The sequence below is a fragment of the Coprococcus sp. AF16-22 genome (assembly GCF_003461545.1).
Taxonomy (GTDB): domain Bacteria; phylum Bacillota; class Clostridia; order Lachnospirales; family Lachnospiraceae; genus Coprococcus; species Coprococcus aceti.
The window spans coordinates 50,403-75,064 of record NZ_QTXH01000007.1 but is presented as its reverse complement, the minus strand read 5'-3'; the positions used below and the strand labels follow the sequence as shown (position 1 = coordinate 75,064).

Below are 24,662 nucleotides of genomic sequence, written 5' to 3'. Positions count from 1 at the left end.
CAAAAAGACATATATTCAGATTATAACAAAATATTGTCTCTTTTTAAACAATATATACAGAAAAATAACTTAAAACAACTGAAAAAGGGGTTTTTTTATGAAAAATGGGGTTATCAATCTAAAAACAGAGAATCTCCTCAGTCAGGTCGAAACTGTTCGTGCAGATCTTAACATGAATCCACTGGGAGTTCCCGAATCTGTTACTAAAGCTATTGCGGACAACATGAGTCAGTTATCAGTATACCCTGATCACAACACAAAGAAATTAAAGGAGGCCATATCCGCATACTCCGGAGCAAAGACAGACGACATAATCGTCGGCGGTAGCTCCTATGAATTTGTCAAGATACTGTGCGAATTTACCTCGCCTAAGAAAGCTATCCTGATAACACCTGGAGCACAGAATTACGAAAAGCTGCTCTCTATGAACAGCTGTGAGATAATCTACTACTCCACACCTGAGGAGGAGGATTTCACCCTCGACATCGCAGATTTTATATCGAAGTTGTCAGAGGACATCGATATTATATTTATATCGAATCCTAATGGTACAACATCACAGATAATCGATGCAGAGTCTTTGGAATTTATAGCCAAGATATGCGATGGCAATAACATAACCATGGTCGTTGACGAGGAATACATGGATTTTGTTGATGATCTGGAGAGTAATTCTGCCATTCCTCTCACATCGGAATACGAGAATGTTATCGTGCTGCGAAACACAACGAAATTTTTTGCAGTTCCCGGACTCAGGCTGGCATATATGATCACATCGAATCCTGTTCTCAAGAAAACACTTGAGATCACCGGACTGCCATTTGCGATAGGCAAGCTTGTGGAGGCCGCCGGAGTCGCCATGTTCACCGACGAAAAATACATTGCCGAATCAAGAGAGCTCATCAGAACCGAGCGCAACCTTGTGTACTCGGCACTGTCCACCCACAAGTCGATCAAGCTGTACAAACCGGCCGCCAACTTCATACTGATCCGTATCCTGAGGGATGCTATTTCCGCGGGTGATGTGGTGGATTACTGCATGCCAAAGGGTCTTTATATACGAAGCTGTGCTGATATAGGCGGACTTGACAACAAATACATAAGATTCTGTTTTATGAATCCAAAACAGGATGACCTGCTGGTCAACACCGTGCTGGAAATAGTCTAGGAAATTACTGTTTTATTTACAGACAACATAATAATAGAAAAGGAGAATTTAAACTATGGAAAACATGACAACCAAGATCACATCGTCTTATAACAATGCACTGGACATCAAAGTAGTTGACGGACATTTTGCAACTAACCATTCCCACATCAACAGATACATCGATATGACAACCATCAAAAGCAGAAGAAAGATGGCTCTCGCTGCTGCCAAATCCATGGCTACAGAGTATGTTGCAACAACGATCGTTGACACCATCGTCTGCATGGACGGAACAGAGGTTATCGGTGCTTACCTTGCAAATGCCCTCACAGAGAACGGTATCGTGTCCATGAACCAGCACCAGACCATATACATCATGACACCTGAGGTTCATTCTTCAGGCCAGCTCATATTCCGTGACAACCTTCAGCCAATGATCAAGAACAAGAACGTTCTCCTTCTCCTTGCATCGGCAACCACCGGCAAGACAATCAAGCAGAGCATCGAATGTATTGAATACTACGGTGGAAGCATCTCAGGAATATCAGCTATCTTCTCAGCTACAGACGAGGTTGCAGGCCACGAGGTTCACTCTCTGTTCAGCAAGAAGGATATCGACGACTATGCTTCTTATTCCGTTGACGAGTGCCCTATGTGTAAGGCCGGCAAGAAGATAGAAGCCATTGTCAACAGCTATGGTTATTCGATGCTGTAATACCACAGAAACAACACAACCTTTCCCTCGCCGCTCACATAAACTAAAACGGCTGCCTCGATGGCATATGGCCTTTCTTACCGAAAACCACACACCATCAAGGCAGCCGCTTATTTTATATTATTCTATTTTCCAAGATAAAATTTCTTTGACCTTTTATGATATACGATCACTCCGGCCAGTGCACCGATCACCGCTGCCACAATAAACCATGCCCATATCGGCACATCTTTGATATTGTAGCATCTGATGTTGATCCACATCTGGTTGATATCCTTGGTGGCATCCTCATCGAAATACTCCATGACCGCACTTCTCTCTATGGCGTCCTGTGACGGATACTGAGCCCCAAGCTGTCTGTTGACCTGTTCCGCAGGAGCTCTGAGAACGTAGTCAGGATCTGAGTTGTCCCCTGTGAAGAAATATCCAAGTGGATAATCAACAACATCCTCCTCGTCATCTTCTGCACCATAAGTGTAATCCAGATAAGAATATACCGTATCGTCATCCCCACCTGCTATGACTGAGGTATAACCAATGTAATACATGTTGCGGACTGCATTGTCAGGTCTTGACACAAAGTTGATAAACGCCTCGGCCGCCTGCTTTCTGTCAGCGTCACCGTCTATTCCATTTTTCAGCATGACCCATCCGTCAAAGTACAGATTTGTGCACTCCTCAGGGACCGCAAAGTCAAGCTTCACACCATCCTCCTCAGCCTGATCCATGGCATAAACTGCATCTCCTGACCACTGGTAATTCGCGACAACCTTTCCTGTTATCATGTCTGCCTTACCGCTGTCAGTCTCAAATGAATACACATTATCCTTTATGTCCTGAAGAAGATCCTGTGACTTTGCTATAGTCTCAGGACTGACATCGTTCATGATATCCTTGAGCTGCTCTGAGTAATCATCCTGAGCCCTGAATTCAGTGTCCATCAGCTTGTCTCTCTGCAGTGCTCCGACTGCGGCAAAGTAGGAATCTCTGACATTGTCTTTTATGGTGATCTGTTTTGCAAACTTAGGGTTGTTGAGGACTGTCCATGTTCCCGCCTCGTCAGCAGTCATCTTCTCCGGATTGTACAGAATTCCCGTAATTCCAAACATGAAGCCAGCCGCATATTTGCTCCAGGTCTCACCATTTATCTCATGAGTCTCAAATGTATCTCGAATATATGGCGACACACCATTTATATAATAATTCTTGTCGTTGTTCTCATCGAAAAAGCCATCAGATAAAGGCTCAAGCTTGTTCTCAGACATAAGCTTCATGATCATGTACTCCGAAGGACATACAAGATCATACACATCGCCGAGAGTCAGCATATTATAGAGATCCTCATTGGTGCCGAAGCACGAATACTGAACATTCACCTTCACACCATAATTCTCGTAATACCAGTTCTCGAAATCCTCCACCATGGAATTCTCACCAAATATAGTTGTTCCATTGTCCAGTTCCAGGGCTTCGTCTTCATCCCAGCCACCCTCGTCAATGTACTCTTCCCAGCTGCACACCCTGAGAGTGACCTCTTTTTCAGTAGCAGATGCGCCGTCACTCTTGACAGAAGCAGCATCTCCTATATCCTCCGCTGCCATTACCGGCAGCATCTGTCCGGCAAGCAATGAAACAGCCATGACTGCTGCCGCCAGCTTTCTGGAAATCGAACGTCCAAAACATATATGTCTTATCATCGCTCCACCTCCTTCTTTCTTCCGGCCACATTCATAGCCACAACGATTATGACAACCAGTGCAAAAATGACTGTTGAGAGCGCCCACAGGGCTGTCTTAACTTCCGTCTGTGAACCCTTTGTCGCATTTACAACGTAAGTACTTATGGTGTCAAATGTCGCAGGCTTGGTGTATGTCGCGATGAAGTAATCATCCAGTGACAGTGTAACAGCCAGCGCAAATCCCGAGATAATACCCGGAAGTATCTGAGGTATCACTACCTTTGTGAGTCCCTGGAAAGGTGTAGCTCCCAGATCTAACGCAGCCTCATACAGACTGCTGTCCATCTGCTTGAGCTTTGGCACTACCGACAGATATACGAAAGGTGCCGACAAAACCACATGGCCGATGACAAGCGGAACATAGCTGTCCTTGCTCATGCCGAATGCAACTATGAGCAGTATACATATAGAGAAACCTGTCACAACATCTGCATTTACAACAGGCACCTCATTCATGGCATTTATCGATGCTGAAGCCCATTTTTTTGAATAAAAAGCACCTATGGCACCGAGTGTTCCTAGAATGGTTGCTATCAGTGCTGAACCGGCAGCCAGAAGAACAGTTCCAACGATCATTGACCTCAGCTCATCTTTGGTGAACAGAGTCACATAATTGTGGAGCGACCATCCGTGAATGCTTCCGATATTTGCCGATGTCGTAAAGCTGTACACAGCCAGTATCAGTATAGGCATATATATGAGAAGCAGCATAATGCATATAAATATAATCTTAGACCATTTCTTCATTATAACAACGCACCTCCTCTGCTTCCACCGTCGTCATCCGTGTACTTGTTTGTCACAAGTGTGAATACAAGTATTATCACAAGAAGGACGAGTGCTATCATGGAACCGCCGTTCCAGTTGTATGCTGAGAAGTAGCTTCCTATCAGACTACCCATGATGTATGTGCTGTTGTAAAGCATGTCAAGCACAACATAGTTAGTCATAGATGGTAAAAATACCATAACTATTCCGCTGACGATTCCCGGAACGGTGAGCGGAAGTGTGACCTTGACAAATGTCTGGAAGCTATTTGCCCCAAGATCCACAGCAGCCTCCATAAGACTGCCATCAAGCTTCAATATGGTTGTGTATATAGGAAGTATCATAAATGGCAGGAAATCATATGTCATTCCTATAACCGAATTGAGAAACGGGTGGAATGCCAGATTGCCCTCTATAACCGTGAGCACTTCCTTGAGTGCTGTGATCCTCAGTGTGAAGTTGATCCACATCGGGAGCACGAACATCATGACAATTACCGATTTCCTTTTCATCTCACTTCTCGCAAGTATATATGCGATCGGATATGCCAGCAGCAGACACACCAAAGTAGTCGCTATGGCAAGCAAAAAGCTGTATGCCAGAGTACCTATGGTGTTCGGGCTGGTAAAGAATCCCGTCAGATTGTCAAATGTAAACCTGCCCTCGCCGTTGGTGAAGGCATAATAAATAATTACAAACAGTGGTGCAACTACAAAGCATATGAGAAATAATGCGTATGGGATGCCCAGCTGTTTTCTTGAAAAACGTAAGCCGTTCATGTTCATCCCTCCATCTATTTCTTAAGTGAAAACTTCATCTTATCCTCTGGAATTATCAGGCTGACTCTGTCCTCCATGTTCCACAGGTACTCGTCATCCACGATAAAGTCCTCCTCATTGTCAGTTCTCACCACATAGCTGTAGTGGTCTCCCTTATATATAAGATTGATGATATGTCCGCAGATTATACCAGCTTCCTCGTCATCACTCATGTCGATATCCTCTGGAAGTATAGATACTATTACCTTGATCTTCTCACGGTCTATCGCCTCACCATTTGCATCCACCAGCACGCCATCCTTCATGGCTGAACCCGGAACGATCTCCGTGAGGTCGCATGATACCTTACCGTCAAATACGCCGAGGGCATAATTTCTATTGACTGAGCTCTCAATCTTGTTGATTGCAGTCTCCGATATCATGATGTGTATTCCATCAGGTTCAACATTGAGGCCAACCTTGTCTCCAACCTTGGCGGACTTTGTGGTCTGAATAACTATCTCATTCCTTCCGGACTCAACGGTGATCTCATAGTGTACACCCTTGAACACAACAGATGTCACAACTCCCTTTACAGCGCCCTGTTCAGGTGTAGTGATCATCACATCTTCCGGTCTTACTACGGCATCCACCTTTGTTCCAATCTCCACGTCATCCAGACAGACAAATTCTGCACCACAGAATCTTACCTTTAACTTGCCCGTCATAATTCCGTTGAAGATGTTACTCTCGCCTATGAAATCCGCAACAAATGCATTCTTTGGCTCATTATATATATCTTCAGGAGTTCCTATCTGCTGTATCTCACCCTCGCTCATGACAACTATCTTGTCTGACATGGTGAGTGCTTCCTCCTGGTCATGTGTTACATAGATAAAAGTGATTCCCAGCCTGTCATGCATTCCCTTGAGCTCTATCTGCATCTCTTTTCTCATCTTGAGATCCAGTGCGCCAAGAGGCTCATCCAGAAGAAGTATCTCTGGCTCATTGACAAGAGCTCTCGCTATAGCTATTCTCTGCTGCTGTCCACCCGAAAGCGTGGCGACTTTTCTGTCCTCAAAGCCCTCAAGGTCAACCATTTCAAGGACCTTCTTGACCTTCTTCACGATCTCTGCCTTAGGAAGCTTCTTGAGCTTGAGGCCAAATGCTATGTTGTCAAAGATATTCAGATGTGGGAACAGCGCATACCTCTGAAAGACCGTGTTGATAGGTCTCTTATTTGGTGGAAGCTTGCTGATATCCTGTCCATTCAGTAATATCTCTCCTGAAGTAGGAATCTCGAATCCTGCTATCATTCTAAGTGTCGTGGTTTTTCCGCAGCCTGAAGGGCCTAAGAACGTGACGAACTCGCCTCTCTTCACTTCGAGGTTAAAGCCGTCAACTGCTGTGAATCCATTGTCATAGGTCTTGACAATGTTTTTCAATTCAATGATATTGTTGGAATTATTGTTGTTTTTTTCCATTTATTTCCTCCTTAAGTATCATGACATACTCCGTCACTTACTTACAGTGCCCCAACAAAGCGCATTTGTCATCTGCCATTCCAAATGGACGACAAGAGCGACCGCCCCGCCGTCAGCGGACAACAAATCCACGCTCCATGTATCACTGCTGTATATCTCACCAGCCCGGGGAGCAAATAACGAAAAGCCTATCTGATAGCTCTCCTCGCATGAGCACAACTTTATCTTGCCCTCATACTGTCGGGGAATCAAAAACATGTTAAGAAAAAACCCCTTTATGATACCGGGTGATGGCATGGATCACGGTTAGTAGCCCTATCCACCTGCCTCTCCATGTCGAGATACATTTTAAGGCACGGTATCCAGGGTAAAATAGCTAACAGACTTCCTATTTTTCCCAAAATCCATGAAGATCATTCTGCATTTTATGCAGAAAAATCGACCCTGTCTCCAAACATTCCGCATATTCGCGGCTGCATCCCTGCAATTTGAAACAAAGTCGATTTATTCTAACATATAATCATTGGTAATGATATATATTTTCATTTAATTCTTTAACAAAACAGGTCGTTACCTGCTATTTCATTCTGAACAATTCCGGAATGACTCAAGAGGCAGTCACATTTTACTGAATCCGTCAAATCCGAATCGCTATTCAAATAATAGCTAATAAATTCTAGATCAGAAGTACCGCCAACTGCACCAGTGCTGACAGCCATATGAGAACCACCAGATATATCTTTGCCGCTTTTGTCATGCCGAACCTCCACACACATCCCTTTTACAACTTGTTATTATTATGTTCTACGAGAGGGATTTTATGCCTGAACAGGCACAAGTTTACGCAAAAATCATCTGATGATACTTCTTTCCGTTTTCCCATATTTCCATGTATATACATACGTAAGCTTCATCTGCCCGTGCTCTGACTGCCATTCAAGATGTCCGTCTTTCATCCGAAAATCTATGCCCAGCTTGTCCGTGTCTATCTCTCCTGGCTGGTATGTTCCATCTTGACCGTCACGAGATACATCGCCGATACCAGCGACCTCGTATCTCACCTTCTCAACATCCGCCTCCACCTGCGCTTTGGCCATGTAACCAGCCGCAGAAAACATAGCCAGATCAAAAATCACGGATACAAAGCCAGCCAAAAGTACAGTCATTATCTTCTTAAACAGATAGGTCCTTACCTTTCTGTCATCGACTGGTTCAAGCCTTCCTCTATATCTTCTATTGTCAGACTGCCTATAATATACAACTGCCCCAGCCACCCAGAATACAGCAACAATACACAGACATATTCCAGGAAGCGACACTCCGGGGAGCCAGCGCCACCACCCTACATAATACTTTATGACCACCACCGCAAAACAAAGTGCACATGCAGCCGTGATACATGCTGATATCACGCTATCCCTGTCCCTTCCATCAACGATGCAATAATCTTCTCGTTCTCTCGGCAGATTTTCCAGCACACAATTATATTTCCTTCTGTCGTCTGGGACCTCATATCCGGCCTTGATCAGTTCTCTCAGGTACAGCCATGCGTCCAGGTAGGCAAGCCACAAACCAGCCATAGGGCAAAATGTAATAACGCTGGTCACCATCATAACATCGCAAAATGTACTGACAACATCATCAAAAAACACACCACAGATCATTCCTGCAAGTGTAGGAACAGATACCACCACCGCGGTGATCAGAATTATACGCATTACGCGCCTGTCATATTTTATCTTCATACGACTTCACCCCATTTTTGAACATCAAATAACTTACTATCTCTTACATGCACTACATCAATGCCAGCCCCACAAACATTTTAACTGCTGTCTCTATGATCTCATCCGGGAACTCGAATCCCGCCGTATGGAGCTGGGCATGATCCTCACCATCGCCTACGCCGAAGAATGCTCCCATTGTCTCCTGCAGATAGTATCCGAAGTCCTCCGACCACCTCATCGGCTCAGCGAGTTCTGTAACCACAATATTCTGGTCAGCAGCACATTTTCTCAGTTTGTCCACATTCACAGCATGATTTTCCGTTGCCGGGAACCGCTCTATCTCCTGTATATCAAGGGTGAAGCCCCCATCGTCCGCAGTATTTTGTGCAATCTGCTTTATCTCATCCACATACCCGGCAAATACCTTTTCTCTCTCAGCCCTCACCGTCATGCGCAGCGTTCCTTCTGATGCAGCCACACCGTAATTGGCACTTCCAATATCCATTCCGATGAGCGTCATCCTGACAAATCCCCTGCTGCGGTTGTACTCCTCCGTAAGCTTCTCTATCTCCAGCAGCAGCCTGGCAAGCGCAGGCCCCGGATTCTTTCCCGCCTCAGGATATGCCGCATGGCTGGCTGTCCCTATCATATGTATCTCAAGCCCCGTTGATGCGCATGCAAATGTTCCATCTATCGTCAGCACATGATTTCTCGGATATCCTGGTATGTTATGAAGTCCGTAAATCTCACCTATATTCTTCTCAATTATAAGATCTCTGCACAGCCTTGCCCCGGCACCAATCTCCTCGCCTGGCTGGAAAATGAAATAGACGTCCCTGTTAATTATCTGATTCTGGCTTGCACGGGACAACCAGGCCGCAGCCCCACATAATATACTGCTATGTCCATCATGCCCGCAGTAATGTCCCGGCTTTCCATCCTGCCCACACACTGCATCCATGTCTGCCCTGAACGCGATCGGCGTTCTTTCTTCATCCCCTATTATGTCATAAGAAGATTTCAGCACCGCATAAAACCAAGCACCTCTATCCACGATCTCAAGGTCAGTATTCTCCCTGAGAAACGACATGAGCATCGCCTTAGTCCGCATCTCATGCATCGAAGCCTCAGGAATGCTGTGAAGCCTGCGTCTGAGGTCATATATCTTTGTCATAAGCTCTTTGTCAATTTCCATAACGCCTCCGTGCTCCTTCTCATCTATCACAGCCCAAGACACATCCTTATAATACCGAGTATCAGCATATGCACTGGATAGAACAGGTAATTCACCAGCTTATTCTGCCTGCCGCGCTTGCCATTGTATGTCAAAGTCAGTCCAAACCCCAACAGTGCCCACGGTTCCTTGAACATCGCCAGGTAGCAGAACGGTATTGCAATTGCGGACTTTTCATGAAATATATACAGGAAATATCCTATAAGTATGGCGTGGTAGTCATAATCAACCGCAAGATTCATCGATATAAGACACACTATGGCAACTATCGGTATCGTTGCTATAAACCATACTGCCTTGGGAAGCTTCTCCATTTTTTTCCTCAGCACATCAATGATCCATATCATTGCCAGCACCATCGCCAATGTAAACATAATATTATTTGCATTCCATTCAAAGAATACGCCACTGGAGAACATGTCATAAGGGATCTCAGATATCACGCCAAATATAAGCAGCATTCCAAGATACTTCCACTTGTTTCTCGTATGAAAATATCCTTCCACCAACATATATATGAATATCGGGAAAGCTATCCGCCCCAGGACATCAAATACATCACTTACAGCCGATATTATTCCACCATCCAGATACGGATACAGCAATGTCTTATTCGTATGATCTATGAGCATTGAAATGAACGCTATATACTTAAGCTGTGCTCCGGAAAGCAGACCTATTCCGTTCAATGTTATTTTTCTGCACGTTTCACAAGTTGCACCCTCTGCCTGCTCAAAGTTATTTTCTATTTTATAATTATGAACTTTCATGCAATTTCTCCTTTGTTTTTCCAACATTTACTGATGTTTTAGTCCTAATAAGTACAGTAGTCGTTTTTAGGCCCCCGCACTGATGCACTACCACACTTTTCAACTGTGTTTTCACTATAAGTATAACATAACTGCATTGAATAACAGAGCTTAACTTTTTTTCAATACGCTTAAATTTATGACATTGCGCATTTACATGTAGTCAGCATATTTGCTGGATAAATAAACAAAATACCAGTCTGCAAAATCAGATGTTTTTCTAATCTTTGCAAGCTGGTATTCGATCACCCTCTGTGTCAATCAGAGCATATGACCTATATGTTCAGATCGTATTTCTCCACCTCAAGTTCCACACATCCGTCAGTTTCAAATACAATAGCCTGAGCATTGCGCGGTGTATATATAACTGTAGACAGCACTTGTTCTCCATCATTTACAAATATCTCTATGGAATTCCAATCCATCACTATTCTCATTTTTGAAAGTCCATTGCCATTCTTGATTTTGACCTTGCGCACACAGTTTGTATCACGTATCCATCCCGCAAATGTTCTGTCTATCTCAAGCATTTGTGCTCCCGGGGTATAGCTGACATTGGTTTCATGAATCTCATTCTTTGCAAAGTGCATTGTAAAATGTCCGCATTCAGCTTTCTTTATATCAACTGTCATATCGATAACTCTGCCGTTAATGCCTTCATATGTCTTCTCACCACGCAAAGTATCATTAACTACCAGCTTGTTCTGCCTGTATCCACAAAGCTCTCTGACCGGAGTCTGAATCAGCTTGCCGTCAGAGATCATTAGTTCTCTTGGAACTGACATCATACATGCCCACTTCTGTCCACGTGGCAGCGTATTTACGCTGTCCCAAGACTGCATCCAGCCAATCATCACCCTTCGGCCATCAGGTGTTCTTATAGTCTGTGGTGCATAAAAATCAAATCCACTGTCCACAGATACTGCTTTTTCATACTTGAAAATATGTTTCTCTTCATCCACATCGCCTGTGAAGAATACCACGTTATTTCCATTGTGAAACTCTCCATCTGCTGACATGTCCTGTGGGGATACTATAAGCACCTTATGTCCATCCATCTCAAAATAGTCTGGGCACTCCCACACTGCGCCAAATCTGCCTGTTTCATCCTTTGCAAATACTGATTCAAATTTCCAGTTGTACATATCATCTGAAGAGAACAGTACAACCTGAGGGATTCCATCATATGTCCGGTTTCCAGCCAGCATATAGTACCTGCCGTCCGCATCCTTCCAGACCTTCGGATCTCTGAAATCAGCACGGCTGCAGTCCTCTGGCATGATCTTCCCATCAACAACAGGATTGCTGGATATTTTTTCATAACTAATTCCATCGCCTACAGCCATACACTGGTTTTGTATAACATTCTTAGTTCCATCAGCCAGTTTTTCCTCAACTACTCCTGTATAGAACAATACATGCTTCCCGTCATTCTCTATTGCAGTTCCTGAAAAGCACCCAAATGCATCATAATCCGAGTCAGGTGCCAGTGCTGTTGGAAGCTCCTCCCATCTTATAAAATCATCTGAGGTGGAATGTCCCCAGTGCATAGGTCCCCACTCCGTGCTGTATGGATGGAACTGATAAAACAAATGTGCCTTTCCTCCATATATGGAAAATCCATTAGGGTCGTTTAACCAGCCCACCGGAGTTGTAAGATGGAACTCCGGCTTGTCTGCTCTGTCTACTCTGTTCTTTTCTATATATTCATCTGCCTTCTGGCATGTATACATACTGTGACCTCCTTCTGCTTGATTAGATTGTTTTTTCGGTTGTGCTGTCAAAGAAGTGCAGCTTATGTGGCATGAATACGAACGAAACCTTGTCGCCTATCTGGCTTATCTCATACTTTGATACTCTTGCAACAGTCTTGCTTCCCGCAAACTGGAAATACAGATTATTTTCATTTCCCGTCCACAAGAAGATCAAACCGCCCACACCCCTTTATTTATCTGAGGTGTGGGCGGTTTTTATCAAAACTTTTGTCCTATAAGTTTAAATATCATTCTGTCTGCTGCGCATGCTCGAACTGATGCTCTTTGTAGTGATGAGCCTCCTCCAGCATCATGTCCTTGACCTTCATAAGTCTGACCTGGGTGCTTCGCTCATTCTCATCAAGCTTCATGCTTATATACTTTATTCCCTCCCGAGTCTCCGGGATGATAACATGCTCAAGAGCATTTACACGCCTTCTGGTCTTCTCTATCTCCGCTGCGAGCATCTGGCAAGACTTCTCCACCTCCGCCAATCTCAGCATATCAGGAAGTATATCCGAGAGGGACTTCACTGCATCGTCCAGCTCTCCAGATGTAAATGCAAATCCATACGAATAGATGTCATTTGAATTTGCGCTTTTCGTCTTATAGTCGTACACAGGAATATCAACACTCATTACATTCCTATCGCCAAGGGCGATCCGCACCTCCTGCTTCGGAGCCATGAGCGCCGTACTCAATGTCTGCTCATTCATACCCGCCTTCGCTATTACAAAGCCTGTGTTGGCAGCTTTGATGCCAGCCTCAACCTTCTTTCTCAGTTCCATATTCTCTCTTGCCATGTCAAGGAACTGCCTCATCAGCTCATCTCTTTTATCTTTCAGGAGCTTATGGCCTCTGGATGCCGTGACCAGCTTCTTCTTAAGCCTTGTCAGCTCCATTCTGGTTGGATTAACCACAACATTAGCCATCTGTCTTCTCCTTTCTTCCAAATATATTTTCATGCTACTTGACATGTATTACAAAGACAACGTGTATATGGCAATTTTGCACGAATGCTTTAAATATATAGCAATCCACTGCATTACCATGGGCAGGACATTTGAGCCCGCCGGTACTCAGCGAGCATGCGAGCGCTAGTACCGCTGCAGGGTGAAACGAGCGAAAGCGCTCCTGCTCAGGTATGCAGTCGAATGCTATATTCCACAATCTTCCCACAAAATTGCCTACCCACTACTTTCCGTAATACATGTCAAGCCACTTGTCGTCGATACGTTTCAGCTCGGCTCTAGGAAGAATGGAGAGAAGCTTCCAGCCTATGGCAAGTGTCTCCTCAATACTTCTGTCGGTGCCGTACCCCTGGGATACATACTCCTTCTCAAATGCCTCTGCAAACTTTGCATATATGATATCTATATCCGAAAGTGCCGACTCACCCAGGATAGTCATGAGCTCCTTGGCATCCTTTCCTCTTGAATAAGCTGCAAATAACTGGTTCATGGTGCTGGCATGATCTCCTCTGGTCTTGCCCTCACCTGTTCCCTTATCCTTAAGTCTGGACAATGATGGAAGTACATCGATAGGCGGTGTGACTCCCTTTCTGTACAGCTCTCTTGAGAGAATGATCTGTCCCTCTGTGATATATCCCGTGAGGTCTGGTATAGGATGAGTCTTGTCATCCTCAGGCATGGTCAGGATCGGTATCATGGTTATACTTCCATTCTTACCCTTCTGTCTTCCGGCTCTCTCATACAGAGTTGCCAGGTCAGTGTACATGTATCCAGGATAACCACGGCGTCCCGGAACCTCTTTTCTTGCGGCTGATACCTCACGAAGTGCATCCGCATAGTTCGTGATATCCGTGAGGATTACCAGAACGTGCATGTTCTTCTCAAATGCAAGATACTCAGCGGCGGTAAGTGCCATTCTAGGTGTGGCGATACGCTCAACCGCAGGATCATTTGCCAGGTTGATGAAGAGGACTGTTCTGTCTATGGCACCAGTCTCCTTGAAGCTCTCTGTGAAGAAGTTTGCCTCCTCAAATGTGATACCCATGGCTGCAAATACGACGGCGAATGGCTCATCTGTTCCGCGCACCTTTGCCTGTCTTGCTATCTGTGCTGCAAGCTGGCTGTGCGGAAGTCCTGAAGCCGAGAATATCGGCAGCTTCTGTCCTCTTACCAGTGTGTTCAGTCCGTCTATGGCTGATATACCTGTCTGAATGAACTCAGACGGATAGTTCCTGGCAGCCGGATTCATCGGCAGACCATTGATATCTCTTCTCTCATCAGGAAGTATCTCAGGACCGCCATCTATAGGTCTTCCAAGTCCGTCAAATACACGGCCAAGCATATCTTCTGATACGCCGAGCTCCATACTCCTTCCAAGGAATCTTACTTTGCTGTTTGAAAGATTGATACCTGTCGAGTTCTCAAAGAGCTGTACCAGGGCATCCTCACCATTTATCTCAAGGACCTTGCATCGTCTGATCTCGCCGTCCGCCAGCTCAATCTCACCCAGCTCATCATAAGCTACATTCTCAACTCCGTGCACCAGCATCAGAGGACCCGCAACTTCCTGTATAGTTCTATATTCCTTTGGCATAGTCTTAGTCCTCCTTCTCTATAGCTTCCTGAAGCTCCTTGTCAAGCTCCCTGGATATCTTCTCGTACTCTTCATCCACATTCTCAGGAAGCACATATTTGAATCGTCCGATCTTTTCTCTGATCGGCATGTTCAGAATATTTCTTATGCTTGCTCCACCGGCCAGCGCCTGCGCTGACTCCTCATAAAATGCCATGATGAGCTCCATCATCAGAAACTGCTTGTGAAGCGGTGTGTATGTGTCCACATCATGGAATGAGTTCTGGTGAAGAAAATCCTCTCTGATGGATCTCGCCGCCTCCATCTTCAGTCGGTCTCCCGCTGAAAGGGCATCCATACCTACCATCTTAACGATCTCATCGAGCTCTGCCTCCTCCTGAAGCAGGGTCATCATCTTCTGTCTGTCGACCATGAACTTTTCATTTACATTTTCCTCGAACCATTTGCCCATATTGTCCACATACAGAGAGTATGAAGTCAACCAGTTGATGGCAGGAAAATGTCTCTTGTACGCAAGCGATGAATCCAGTCCCCAGAATACCTTGACGATTCGAAGTGTTGCCTGTGAAACCGGCTCGGAAATATCACCACCCGGAGGAGAAACCGCACCGATAACCGACAGTGCACCGGTTCTGCCCTCGCTGCCGAGAGCCTTGACCATTCCGGCTCTCTCGTAGAACTGTGCAAGTCTTGAACCGAGGTAAGCAGGGTAACCCTCCTCACCAGGCATCTCCTGCAGACGTCCTGACATCTCTCTGAGCGCCTCAGCCCAACGCGATGTGGAATCCGCCATGAGTGCCACCGAGTAACCCATATCACGGAAATACTCAGCTATAGTTATACCCGTATATATAGATGCCTCTCTGGCCGCAACCGGCATATCCGATGTGTTGGCTATGAGGACTGTTCTCTGCATGAGTGAATGTCCGGTCTTCGGATCCTTCAGCTCTGGGAACTCGTTCAGAACATCTGTCATCTCATTTCCACGCTCTCCGCATCCGATGTAGACAACGATATCCGCCTCAGCCCACTTTGCAAGCTGATGCTGGATAACTGTTTTGCCGCTTCCGAAAGGTCCGGGAACCGCAGCCACTCCTCCCTTTGCTATAGGGAAGAATGTATCTACAACTCTCTGTCCTGTGATAAGTGGCATGATCGGTGGTATCTTTTCCTGATATGGACGGCCCTTACGAACCGGCCACTTCTGCATGAGTGTCAGCTCCCTGTCACCCTTGTCTGTCTCAACCACACACACAGTCTCCTCAACTGTGAATTCTCCTGCCTTTATCTCTTTGATGGTTCCTGTCACACCATAAGGCACCATGATCTTCTGTGTGACGACCACAGTCTCCTGAACTGTTCCTATCACATCGCCTGCCGACACCTTATCACCTACCTTGGCAGTCGGCACAAATGTCCACTTGACATCTCTCTTCAGCGATGGAACTTCAACTCCTCGTTTCAGGTTATTGCCACATATCTTCATGATATCATCCAGCGGTCTCTGGATTCCATCGTATATACTGCTTATAAGTCCCGGTCCCAGCTCAACCGACAGAGGCATTCCCGTTGACTCCACCGGTGCTCCCGGTGCAAGTCCTGATGTCTCCTCGTATACCTGAACTGATGCCTGATCTCCGTGCATCTCTATGATCTCGCCGATAAGTCTGCTCTCACTTACACGCACCACGTCGTACATATTTGCATCACGCATGCCCTCTGCGATGACCAGTGGTCCGGCGACCTTCTTAATCTTTCCTGTAGCCACTTAACAGCTCACGCTCCCTTCTATTTGTATGCTCCACTACTCTTCATTAAATAAAATATCCGAGCCTACAGCCTGCTCAACGGATTTCTTTACTCCCGCTATTCCGGCCCCTGTATTGCCAGATATCCCCGGTATGAGAATGATCGCAGGCTTCATAACCTCTCTGTATCTGTCTATCTCTTTATTGAGATCCGAAGCCAGTGCCTCGGTCATATATATGACTGCATAATCGTCCTCCGCCAGCCTTTTCAGCAACGTGACCCCATAATCCAGATTATCTACAGGGAATGTATCCAGGCCCAGAGTTGCAAATCCGTATATACTGTCATAATCGCCCATAACAGCTATCTTATACATACATCTCCCTTACCCTTTCCCTGATAGCCTCCTCCGGAAGCTGGTTCAGCTTGCATGTCAATATGATCCTGACTGTCTTTATCTCGTTGAGCCTCGCCAGAATGTACGCCACTATCGGTCCCACCGTAAATGGGTTGTACTTCTGAGGCTTTATCGTTTCTATGATACGGTTGTCACACCATCTCTCAAATGCCGATGCCGACTCAGAAAGTGCCTCTGCCCCACCAGCGTATGCTGTATCTGCAAGGTATCTCTCTATCTCCTCCATGCCAGCCACCGCAGCCGTCGCCAGCCTGTCAATATCCAGAGTGTTGCACTCCGCCATGGCTCTCTTCATGAAATTCTTGTTTTTGCCTGTCTTCATGGATCTCACCGCTATCTTGATATCTGCAACAGCCACCGTCGTCTCTGCATAATCCCTGAGCAGGCTGTCATCTGCCTTCTTTGCAGCCTGCATGATCGCCAGCAGTGTTCCTCGATCTATCACAGCATCGCACATCTGTCCATCTCCAGCCTGTGCCATACAGTCCCAAGCCTCCCTCGCGCAGTCTCTCATGTGTTCTGGAAGTCTGTCCCACGCCTTGTCACTTACGATGGACAGCATCTTCTGACCGTCTATCTCGGCATTGTCGAAGAACACATGGGCAGGAGTCTCCCCGGCAACCACAGTCTTGATCGCCGCCTTGAGGTTGTGATACAGATCTGGAAGTCTTATGACATCGAACACGGACATATCATCCACCATCTCAGCCACAGCAGCCCACGTCTTGTCAGTCTCCGCCCTAAGTATGTCATTTTCATCCATACTGGCTTTATCACTATCGCCCCAGCCCTTCTCTATGATGAACTGAACCGCCTTCTTGTAGGAATCCGTGGCCACGAGCTGTTCTATGACTGCCTGACTCATAAGCGTCATCTCAAGTGCCCTGATCCTGGCAACTGCATATATATATTTGTCTGCCATCTGCCTACCTCCAGCTATCTGTTATCAACAAATAATAATTCATTTACCTTGTCTGCCAAATGTTCTCTGTTCGCGTCCAGCATTGCTCTGAATGAACAGTTTTCCTCGATTCCTCCGTAGATCAGGATAAATCCTCCATCTATATCACAGTTCCCATTGGACACCTTAAGGCTTCCTCCGTGAGCTGCAGCTATCTGCTCTATCTGCTTCTCAGTCTGTGGTGTAAGTCGTTTTCTGTCTTTCCCAGAGAAACATATCTCTCCGCTTTTCGGCTGTACCGACTTCTCCAGACATTTGACGATCACCTGGAAATACTCCTCATCCGGGAGCGCCACCATTGCGTCATATGCCTTATCCAGCATATTTCCAATTATGGACTGCTTTGCCGCAAGTATCGCCTGTCTCTTCTTAAGTTCTGATGAGGACTTTGCCCTGAATGATCCGGACTTTTCTGCCTGGGCAACCTTCTCTCTGGTCTCCTCATTCATCTTATCCACAGTCTTTTTGGCATTTGCAATGATGGAATCCGCGTTTCTGGCAGCCTGAGCTTTGATCTCTTCAGCTTCCTTCTGCGCTTCCTGAAGGATCTGTTCTACGATTGTTTCCAATCCCGTCATAAAGTACATCCTCCTTACAAAAAGTTATAATTTGATTCCATTTACCGCAAGAATTGATACCAGAAGTGCAAGGATCGCATATGTCTCAACCATGGCTGGGAAAAGCATCGCCTTACCAAACTGATCAGGCTTCTTTACAACTATTCCAACTGCTGCAACTGCTGTCTTGCCCTGGTGCATTGCTGATACAAGACCAACTACCGCTATTGGAAGACATGCTGCAAGCATCATAAGTCCCTGTGCTACTGTGAGCTCCTTCGGTGTTCCTGAAAGGATTCCTATGTTGGACAATGCTATGAATCCAACAAGAAGTCCGTAGATACCCTGTGTACCCGGAAGAAGCTGGATGATAAGAACTTTTGCAAATTTGCTTGGATCCTCACTTACTACACCTGCTGCCGCCTGACCAGCAACTCCTACTCCATATGCAGATCCCATGCCTGCAAGAATTACTGCAAGCGCAGCTCCCACTAATGCCAAAACCGTTCCCATTGTCATAATATTTTCTCCTCCTAAAATTGGTTTCTTATTTCTGTGTTTCTGTACCACTTACTATATCAACGTACTTCGTATTCTCTCTGAACGGCCTGAATGGATTGCCGCCGCCCTCGTAGAATTTGCCGAAGAACTCTACATACTGGAGACGGCATGTGTGCACGTATGCTCCCAGCATGTTGATCGCAAGATTGAACAGATGTCCTATTACAAATACGATGATGAACACTATGGCTCCGAATATTCCATCGCCAGCCATGCTTCCCATCTGGTTTATTACCTGTGCTATAACTCCCGTCGCAAGTCCCAGAGCAAGAAGCCTTGAGTACGACAGCAGATCTGACAGCCAGCCTGTCAGGTTGTATATGTCATACAGCCCAAGCGCAAGTCTGAGCACCGGATTCTTGTGGTCTCTTCCCGACATGAGCACGATGATCGCAGCTCCCACAATCGCCAGTCCGTAGCTTGTATTCTTAAGCCAGCCAGGGAAATTGAACTGCATCTGTGCTATAGATGCGAACAGCTCCGTCGGCATGAGCATCAGCACAAGTCCTGTAATGAGCATGAACCACGAAAGCACGTCGCATATGAATGATTTCACATCTCCCTTCTTCAGACACATATATCCCTTGAGTGCCAGTCCGCCGAACAAATGTATAAGTCCGAACAGCAAAGAGAATAACAAAAGCTTCATTGGGTCATCCAGCGGTGCAAACCATACCGGCTTGAACGTCACCTCGTGGTGGAAAAACGTCCTCGATACCACCGTTATCAGGTCTCCGAAAAAACCACCAAATAATATTCCCCATATCAGTGTGGATATACCACAGTACATGAACAGACGCAGGGACTTTTGAAGTCCGTTCTCCATCTTCGGGAATTTCCTGATCAAAATAAAACATGCCAGGAATATGATGAGTCCATACGCCGCATCGGACAACATGAGTCCGAACAGGAATATATAGAATATCGCCATCGGTGTGGTTGGATCCATCTCACCTTTTCCCGGAAGTCCAAATGACTCCAGTACACCCTCCGCCGATGCAAACATCTTCGGATTCTGAAGCTGTATAGGTGCCGCTTCATCCTCCGGAACATCATATACATCAGCCATCAGGCTGAAATTCTCATTGAGTACAGCCACTACCCTGTCTGCATCTCTCTCCAGCACATATCCCGATATGACAAATGTGCTCTTTGACTGGAGAAGGCTTCCAAGGACCTTATATTTATCCGCCCTTATGCGGTAATAGTCAGCCAGAAGTCTCAGCTTGTCTCTGTCATCAGCCATGGATACTAGTTCATTCTTCTTGTCCTCTATCCACTGTTCGAACTCCCTTATATCCGCCCTGTACTTATCCGTCTTCTGTTCAGGTGTTCTTTTGGAGAAATACGAAATTCTTGTAAATCCATGGGATCTCAATATCTCCTCCACCCTCTGTGATACAGTTTTAATGGCTATTGCCACCATACAAGTCTGGTCCTTATCAGATCCTACAACAGTGACTGTGTATCCCGCTATCTCCGGTTCCGCAGAGCTTATATACCCCTGAATATCCGTCTCCGTGAGCCCCGGTGGCATAGTTCCGATCATCACATCCGTCTTCTCGGTCCCTGTGGTATTGATCGGTATGTCCATATTCAGCCACGGCGCCAATCCGTCTATAGCCACCTGACATTTGACTATTCCCGCCTCACAGCCGGCTATGTCCTTGCTGATCTCCTGGATCTTTTTAACCTTACGGTTATAATCCCATCTTCCAGCTATGATCTCCTGAATGTCAGCCTCTGACGCCTCCTGCCGTCCTTCCAGGCTGGCAAATATGGATTTCTCCTCCGGAGCATATTTATCAATTATCTGTAAGGCTTCATCTGTATTCTGTACTCTCTTCTCGTACTTTGCTCTCTGGCTTGTGGTACTCATCTTCCTGAAGTCATCAGTCTCTTCGTTATCAGTCTGTATCTCAACCATTCCCAGCGACTGGAGCTTCTCAAGAATTGCTTTTCTGTCCCTCTTCATGGCACAGATCTCAATCTTCTTCATAGGAAGTACCGCCATACATTTACCCCCTTTCTTAAAATGCCTGCAGGGCTTTTCATCCCACCAGCTCTGCGATGATCATGGAAGTAACCTCGCCTTCCATGGACGCTGCACGTTCCCTGAGATGTGCGATCTCAGCGGTGGCAATATCCATCGCCTTCACCGTGAGCTTCTCCTCCTCAGATCTGCCGGCTCCCTCGGCACTCTTCATGCTTTCTCTCGAAGCTGATCCTGCGGCCGCGATCATATCCGCAGCCTCCTTCTTTGCAGCAGCTACTGTATAGTCGGCTTCTTCCTTGGCCTTGCGAATGATCTCGTCAGCTTCAGACTCTGCATCGGTTATCTTCTTCATAGTCTCCTGCAGCATAACATTCCTCCCTTATAAAAATTTATGAGCAGACTCAATTCCATAAACACTTCATCAAAGCATCACTTTAGATTATTATGTCAAAACTCAAGTAATATTATTTTATAATGAGTTGGCTATATTGTAAATAAACATTTTGTAAAGTTTGTACAACCCCCTTGATATTTTTTTATTGTTAATGTACAATGTGACTATGTTGATAATACTTATGTTTATCCATTAATCATTTTTCTTCCTTTTAACGCGGTTATATGTCGAACAAATGATGCAGTTTGACGAAAACCGTATAAAAAAAGATCCCATGACAGTCTTGACCATACTGTCATGGGATTCTTTTTTGAGTATGAACGGGGTCCCCCTTACGGCATAACTTATTATACTACTCAATCATTCCGATTCTTCTTACGTGACGCTCATCATTTGAGAATGGTGTGTCGAGGAATATGTCGACTATCTTAAGTGCAAGTCCAGGTCCTATGACTCTGGCACCCATAGCCAGCATATTTGCATCGTTGTGCTCTCTTGTCGCCTGTGCCGAGAAGCAGTCGTGGCAGAGTGCAGCTCTGATTCCCTTTATCTTATTCGCTGAGATCGATATTCCTATTCCTGTTCCGCAGATGATGATTCCCTTATCACACTCACCTGAGGCTACTGCCTTTGCTGCTGCCTGTCCATATACCGGGTAGTCAACTGACTCTGTGCTGTAACAGCCAAAGTTCTTGTACTCAAGGCCTCTCTCCTCAAGATGCTTTATAACCTCCTGCATAAGCTCATATCCGCCGTGGTCACATCCAAGTGCTATCATGTTCTGATTCTCCTTTTTATATAATATTTTTTTCGAAATTAACTAACAGCTTATTATCCTGTGTCCTGCAGCCTTGATGAGACGGTTCATGATGGCGTAGCCCATGTCCCCCTCCTCAAATGACTCGCTGTATATATACTGTGCACCTATGTCATCACAGGTTCTGAGCAGACTGTACAGTCCGGCAGACACAGTTATCTCGTTCTTCTTGCTTCCGGCATCGTATACGTTCTCGCATACTCCGTCATCATAAAGACTGACATTGTCAGTGTCACACAGTACCGCAGTCTTGTATCCCTGCGCCTTTTTCTCCGCAACAAGACTTCTTATCTTCTCAGCCGCAGCCAGTCTATCGCCCTCTACTATGCTGAGTTCTCCCTTTGGAGCATAGTGTGTGTACTTCATCCCCGGAGCCTTAGGTCTCAGAGCATTGTTCATACCTGTTATCGCCGGATCTATAGTCACATCGCCAACGATATCCCTTATCATCTCCGGAGTGATATATCCAGGCCGCAATATAGTCGGTCTGTCTCCGGTCATGTCCACTATCGTCGACTCTATACCGATTCCGACTGCCCCGCCGTCGATGATCATATCTATCCTGCCGTCCATATCCTGCTGCACATGCTGCGCAGTGGTCGGGGATGGTCGTCCGGACAGATTGGCACTTGGAGCTGCGATATACACTCCCGAATCCTTTATGAGCCTCATGGCAACCGGATGTGATGGCATCCTGATGGCAACCGTATCAAGTCCGCCAGTGGTCGTGTGCGGAACAACCTCTTTCTTGTTGAGTATGATGGTGAGTGGTCCCGGCCAGAATGCTTCCATGAGCTTCTTCGTGTCGTCACTTACTGTCTCCGCCAGTTCATACACGCTTGATGTCTCTGCTATATGGACTATGAGCGGATTGTCCGATGGCCGGCCCTTTGCCGCATATATCCGATGTGACGCATCCGGATTCAGCGCGTCTCCTCCAAGGCCATACACTGTCTCTGTCGGGAATGCTACAAGACCACCTCTCTTAAGTATCTCCGCCGCCTGCTCGTACATGCGGTCGTCATCCACTCCTGCTTTTGCAATTATAGTGTTCATCACTTTACCTTCTTCTATAATAAATTGTTATCGCTTCTATATTATTGCATATACGCCCATATTTTAGCCCAGCACTGCATGTGTGTCAAATGTTTAGGCTACATTTGGGTAACATATATCATATAACGTCCGCCGCCGTCATATAAAATAGTAATTACACTTCCCGGGTATCACCGATGCGTACTTCCACCAAATTATACATACTTGTATTTGCCATAATATTTGCAGTAATACTTCCTCCAATCCTCTGCTACATATTTATAGTCCGTCCCGCAGACCATACAGCCGGGCAGGATACTTCCACCAATACAGGAAATGAGCACACATCCACCGAAGGTTTGGACACCACAGATGCGGCAAAATCATTTACGATCCTCATCGATCCGGGACACGGCGGATTTGACCCGGGTAAGGTCAGCCCGGATGGGATCATGGAAAAGGATATAAATCTGGCCATCGCCTCAAAGCTGGCATCGGCACTTACGGATCAGGGATTTTCCGTGTATCTGACCAGAGACTCCGACAAGTCCCTGAACAGTGAAAATGCATCCAGCAAGAAGACTTCAGATCTGAAAGCCCGCACCAACCTCGCCACAAATGTAAACGCTGATCTCTACATCAGCATCCACCAGAACAGCTATTCAGCCGAGTATGTCCACGGAGCGCAGGTATTTTATTACTCCACTTCCTCCGGTGGTAAAGCCTTGGCGGAGTGCATCCAGGAGCATCTCATCTCCGAAGCCGATCCATCCAACACACGGGCGGCAAAGGGCAATTCCGAATACCTTGTTTTGCGGGAAAGTCCATGCACCGCCGTCATCGTTGAGTGCGGCTTTCTGAGCAACACAAAGGAATGTTCCGATCTGTGCAATGATGAATACCAGACCGCCCTAGCAAACGCCATCTGCAATGCAGTCTGTACATGGCATGAACAGCACGCCAAATAAAACCAGGAGCTCTGCTGTGACAGCGGCAGAGCCCCCCAAATAGATGTTAAGTGTAATTCTGTGCATATAATTATGTTCTATATGCTACTGCTGCCTTTTAACCCCCTATAGGCATCACCCCCAAATAGTTTATTTTTCCATCCCTGCCATGCAATGTAAAGACAGATGTGTTGTGATGTATTATTCTCCTTTTATGTGCCATGTGTCAGTTATGGAAATGTGTGAGCACTGTCATATCACTATCTCTGGGAATTGTATCTGAGACGATAAGAATCAGACAGAATTTGTAGAAAAATAAAGAAATGAGCTCATCTAAATATCCTGAGCACGTCCCGCTCACAACTCCACAATAACGCATAAAAAGCCATTTTCCAACCCCATTTGAGCATATTTTATGAAATTTTCATAAAAGTATACATAACGTAGAATTAGGGATATTTTTTCACGGAAAATTCCAATATTTTCTCCATATATCCTATTTACTTGCTTGACAAATGTGGTAAA

General features: G+C 45.8%; 24 protein-coding genes. 3 read left to right on the top strand and 21 right to left on the bottom strand.

Annotated features, from left to right (window positions below):
• Positions 1 to 97: 97 nt before the first annotated feature.
• Complete coding sequence (locus DWW60_RS08995) at positions 98 to 1,168, top strand: pyridoxal phosphate-dependent aminotransferase (RefSeq protein ID WP_117875107.1); 1,071 nt, start codon at positions 98 to 100, stop codon at positions 1,166 to 1,168.
• 55 nt (positions 1,169 to 1,223) lie between these two features.
• The gene (locus DWW60_RS08990) at positions 1,224 to 1,865 is read left to right on the top strand and encodes a phosphoribosyltransferase (protein WP_022217543.1); all 642 of its coding nucleotides are present in this window, start codon (positions 1,224 to 1,226) and stop codon (positions 1,863 to 1,865) included.
• A 125-nt stretch (positions 1,866 to 1,990) separates the two neighbouring features.
• Here DWW60_RS08990 and DWW60_RS08985 read toward each other — a convergent pair whose 3' ends face one another.
• The 21 genes from DWW60_RS08985 to DWW60_RS08885 all read right to left on the bottom strand — a co-directional run bounded on the left by DWW60_RS08985 (position 1,991) and on the right by DWW60_RS08885 (position 23,211).
• Positions 1,991 to 3,562, bottom strand: coding sequence for an extracellular solute-binding protein (locus DWW60_RS08985; protein WP_117875105.1), 1,572 nt, complete (start codon positions 3,560 to 3,562; stop codon positions 1,991 to 1,993).
• A complete protein-coding gene (locus tag DWW60_RS08980; protein ID WP_055146251.1) occupies positions 3,559 to 4,350 on the bottom strand; it encodes an ABC transporter permease in 792 nt (263 codons plus the stop codon). Before DWW60_RS08980 ends, DWW60_RS08985 begins: the two co-directional genes overlap by 4 nt.
• The gene (locus tag DWW60_RS08975) at positions 4,350 to 5,150 is read right to left on the bottom strand and encodes an ABC transporter permease (RefSeq protein ID WP_004850757.1); all 801 of its coding nucleotides are present in this window, start codon (positions 5,148 to 5,150) and stop codon (positions 4,350 to 4,352) included. The genes DWW60_RS08980 and DWW60_RS08975 overlap by 1 nt, the downstream gene beginning before the upstream one ends.
• 14 nt (positions 5,151 to 5,164) lie before the next feature.
• Complete coding sequence (gene potA / locus DWW60_RS08970) at positions 5,165 to 6,613, bottom strand: polyamine ABC transporter ATP-binding protein (RefSeq protein WP_015534263.1); 1,449 nt, start codon at positions 6,611 to 6,613, stop codon at positions 5,165 to 5,167.
• Positions 6,614 to 6,646: 33 nt separating this feature from the next.
• Positions 6,647 to 6,871, bottom strand: coding sequence for a hypothetical protein (locus tag DWW60_RS08965; RefSeq protein ID WP_015534264.1), 225 nt, complete (start codon positions 6,869 to 6,871; stop codon positions 6,647 to 6,649).
• 593 nt (positions 6,872 to 7,464) lie between these two features.
• The gene (locus DWW60_RS08960; protein ID WP_117875103.1) at positions 7,465 to 8,358 is read right to left on the bottom strand and encodes a hypothetical protein; all 894 of its coding nucleotides are present in this window, start codon (positions 8,356 to 8,358) and stop codon (positions 7,465 to 7,467) included.
• 52 nt (positions 8,359 to 8,410) lie between these two features.
• Positions 8,411 to 9,565: a M20 metallopeptidase family protein gene (locus DWW60_RS08955; protein WP_117875101.1), complete on the bottom strand. Its 1,155-nt coding sequence runs from the start codon at positions 9,563 to 9,565 to the stop codon at positions 8,411 to 8,413.
• Positions 9,562 to 10,344, bottom strand: coding sequence for a TraX family protein (locus DWW60_RS08950; protein ID WP_117875099.1), 783 nt, complete (start codon positions 10,342 to 10,344; stop codon positions 9,562 to 9,564). The genes DWW60_RS08955 and DWW60_RS08950 overlap by 4 nt, the downstream gene beginning before the upstream one ends.
• 314 nt (positions 10,345 to 10,658) lie before the next feature.
• Positions 10,659 to 12,116 (bottom strand): glycoside hydrolase family 32 protein, encoded by a 1,458-nt coding sequence (locus tag DWW60_RS08945; RefSeq protein WP_117875097.1) that lies wholly within the window; start codon positions 12,114 to 12,116, stop codon positions 10,659 to 10,661.
• A gap of 22 nt (positions 12,117 to 12,138) precedes the next feature.
• The gene (locus DWW60_RS08940; RefSeq protein WP_227135321.1) at positions 12,139 to 12,312 is read right to left on the bottom strand and encodes a hypothetical protein; all 174 of its coding nucleotides are present in this window, start codon (positions 12,310 to 12,312) and stop codon (positions 12,139 to 12,141) included.
• A gap of 73 nt (positions 12,313 to 12,385) precedes the next feature.
• Positions 12,386 to 13,069 carry a V-type ATP synthase subunit D gene (locus DWW60_RS08935; protein WP_015534270.1) on the bottom strand — a complete coding sequence of 228 codons (684 nt, stop codon included), beginning with the start codon at positions 13,067 to 13,069 and terminating at the stop codon, positions 12,386 to 12,388.
• A gap of 262 nt (positions 13,070 to 13,331) precedes the next feature.
• Positions 13,332 to 14,702 (bottom strand): V-type ATP synthase subunit B, encoded by a 1,371-nt coding sequence (locus DWW60_RS08930; RefSeq protein ID WP_004850771.1) that lies wholly within the window; start codon positions 14,700 to 14,702, stop codon positions 13,332 to 13,334.
• Positions 14,703 to 14,706: 4 nt separating this feature from the next.
• Complete coding sequence (locus DWW60_RS08925; protein ID WP_117875095.1) at positions 14,707 to 16,470, bottom strand: V-type ATP synthase subunit A; 1,764 nt, start codon at positions 16,468 to 16,470, stop codon at positions 14,707 to 14,709.
• A gap of 36 nt (positions 16,471 to 16,506) precedes the next feature.
• Positions 16,507 to 16,827, bottom strand: a complete 321-nt coding sequence (locus DWW60_RS08920; RefSeq protein WP_117875093.1) for a V-type ATP synthase subunit F — start codon at positions 16,825 to 16,827, stop codon at positions 16,507 to 16,509.
• Positions 16,820 to 17,791, bottom strand: a complete 972-nt coding sequence (locus DWW60_RS08915; RefSeq protein ID WP_117875091.1) for a V0D/AC39 family V-type ATPase subunit — start codon at positions 17,789 to 17,791, stop codon at positions 16,820 to 16,822. The genes DWW60_RS08920 and DWW60_RS08915 overlap by 8 nt, the downstream gene beginning before the upstream one ends.
• Before the next feature lie 14 nt (positions 17,792 to 17,805).
• Positions 17,806 to 18,408, bottom strand: coding sequence for a V-type ATP synthase subunit E (locus DWW60_RS08910; RefSeq protein WP_022217530.1), 603 nt, complete (start codon positions 18,406 to 18,408; stop codon positions 17,806 to 17,808).
• Between the two features lie 24 nt (positions 18,409 to 18,432).
• Positions 18,433 to 18,906, bottom strand: coding sequence for a V-type ATP synthase subunit K (locus DWW60_RS08905; protein WP_004850778.1), 474 nt, complete (start codon positions 18,904 to 18,906; stop codon positions 18,433 to 18,435).
• Positions 18,907 to 18,934: 28 nt separating this feature from the next.
• Entirely contained in the window at positions 18,935 to 20,962 is a 2,028-nt protein-coding gene (locus tag DWW60_RS08900; protein WP_117875089.1) for a V-type ATP synthase subunit I, read from the bottom strand.
• A gap of 37 nt (positions 20,963 to 20,999) precedes the next feature.
• Positions 21,000 to 21,311 (bottom strand): vacuolar (H+)-ATPase G subunit, encoded by a 312-nt coding sequence (locus DWW60_RS08895; protein ID WP_015534275.1) that lies wholly within the window; start codon positions 21,309 to 21,311, stop codon positions 21,000 to 21,002.
• Positions 21,312 to 21,690: 379 nt separating this feature from the next.
• Positions 21,691 to 22,116, bottom strand: a complete 426-nt coding sequence (rpiB, locus tag DWW60_RS08890) for a ribose 5-phosphate isomerase B (protein ID WP_015534276.1) — start codon at positions 22,114 to 22,116, stop codon at positions 21,691 to 21,693.
• A gap of 42 nt (positions 22,117 to 22,158) precedes the next feature.
• Complete coding sequence (locus DWW60_RS08885) at positions 22,159 to 23,211, bottom strand: L-threonylcarbamoyladenylate synthase (protein ID WP_022217527.1); 1,053 nt, start codon at positions 23,209 to 23,211, stop codon at positions 22,159 to 22,161.
• 176 nt (positions 23,212 to 23,387) lie between these two features.
• Between DWW60_RS08885 and DWW60_RS08880 the strand changes: the two genes are divergently transcribed.
• Positions 23,388 to 24,158: an N-acetylmuramoyl-L-alanine amidase gene (locus DWW60_RS08880; RefSeq protein WP_022217526.1), complete on the top strand. Its 771-nt coding sequence runs from the start codon at positions 23,388 to 23,390 to the stop codon at positions 24,156 to 24,158.
• Positions 24,159 to 24,662: the final 504 nt, after the last annotated feature.